At 75.4% G+C, this 1,763-nt stretch carries 2 protein-coding genes; both read right to left on the bottom strand.

The annotated features are described in order from the left end of the window. A partial coding sequence (locus tag ACTUAL_RS02220; RefSeq protein ID WP_440899090.1) for an AMP-binding protein occupies nt 1–873 on the bottom strand: 873 nt, incomplete at its 3' end. Nucleotides 874–890: 17 nt separating this feature from the next. After that, nucleotides 891–1,763: thioester reductase domain-containing protein (locus ACTUAL_RS02215; protein WP_440899089.1), on the bottom strand; the 873-nt coding region annotated here is incomplete at its 5' end.

The following is a 1,763-nucleotide window of genomic DNA, read 5'->3' as shown; positions in this document are numbered from 1 at the left end:
CAGGCAGGTGATGTAGCTGGCGGTCTCCGTGGTGCCCCACGCCTGCTGGAGCATGACCCCGTGCTCGGCGTACCGGCGGACGAGGCCCGGCGGCACGGGCGCGCCGCACACGATCGGCGCGCGCAGCCGCGACAGGTCGGCCTCGGCGAAACCGGGGGCCCTGAGCAGCGAGGCGAACATCGACGGCACCGCGAACACCGTGTTGACGCCCAGCCCGACCAGGTCGCGCAGGGTCCGGTCCGGGTCGAAGGCGCGGCGGACCACCGTGGCGCCGCCGCGCTCCAGCGAGCGCAGGGTGAAGCAGTTGAGGCCGCCGATGTGCGCCAGCGGCGTGACGACCAGGTTGACGTCGTCGTCCCGGAGGTCGGTCAGCGCGGCGATGCCCTCGTGGCTGTGCCGCAGGTTGCCGAACGAGATCCGCACGCCCTGGGGGCGGCCGGTCGTGCCGGAGGTGTACAGCAGCAGCGCCAGGTCGTCGGCGGCGCGCGGCAGCGGCTCGGCGTCGAACCCGTCGTCGCCCGCGCCGGGGTCCAGGGCCGGGACCGGGTGGCCCTCCGGGGCCCGGCCGACGACCACGCGCGGGTCGCAGTCCGCCAGGACGGTGCGCGCCTCGCCGGGGGTGAGCCGGTGGTTGACCGGGACGAACACGGCGCCGACCCACGCGCACGCCAGGTGGGTCACGAGCAGGTCGGGGTGGCTGGGCCCCAGGTACGCGACCCGGTCGCCGGGGACGACGCCGGAGCCTGCCAGCGCGCCCGCCAACCGCCGGGCCCGCGCGGTCAGCTCCGGGTAGGTCACGTCGCCCGCGTCGTCCAGCAGCGCCGCCCCCCGGTGCGCGCGCACCGCGAGGACCGGGTTGAGATCAGCCTGCATCCGTTGCCTCCCAACGGTCACGTGGCGGGGAACCAGCCCGCGCGCACGAAGAAGTTGACGTACCGGGCGACCAGGTCCTTGTCGATCTCCGGGCAGGTGACGCCGGTGCCCGCGAGCGCGGCGGCGGTGTCGGAGGTGTCCAGGCGCGGGTAGAACACCCGGCCCTCGACCAGGTCCGCGAACGAGTCGAGCAGCGGCGCGAGCGCGTTGTCCCGGTCCACCAGCGAGCGGAACTCGGGCAGGTCGACCGGGCGCACCGGGTAGCCGAACGAGCGCAGGTGCTCCAGCAGCTCGCCGTACGTGCCCCCGTCGGGGTTGTGCAGGTGGAACGTGCCGCCCGCGGGGCGCCGGGCGATCGCGGTGATGGCGGCGCTGACGTAGTCGACCGGCACCAGGTGCACCGGGCCGTCCAGCCCGACCGGGGCCGCGCCCGCCTGCACGACGCCCTTCACGCTCAGCCACACGAAGTCCCGCGTCTGGCAGGCGCCGTTGACCTGGTCGCCGCACACCACGTCGGCCCGGTGCACGGTGACCGGGATGTCGCGCTCGCGCGCCAGGTCCACCACCCGCTCGGCGACCCACTTGCTGCGCGCGTAGCCGTTGCGGAGCTTCTCGGGCGAGCCGGTCGGGTCGTGCGGGCCGGGCCGGTCGACGACCGCCTCGGAGAACACGGCGGTGGACGAGACGTGGTGCACGGGAACGGTCCGGTGCCGGGCGGCCAGCCGCAGCACCTCGCGCGTGCCGCCGACGTTGGCCGCCCTGAGGTCCCCGTAGGGGCGCAGCCAGTTCACCTCGGCGCCCGCGTGGAAGACGCCGTCCACCCGGCGCGCCAGGTCGTCGAACACCTCCTCGGACAGGCCGAGCAGCGGTCGCGCGAGGTCGCCCGCGAC

The sequence above is a fragment of the Actinosynnema sp. genome (assembly GCF_052038725.1).
Note: the sequence above shows the minus strand (reverse complement) of the source record. Positions and strands in the feature narration are given on the sequence as shown.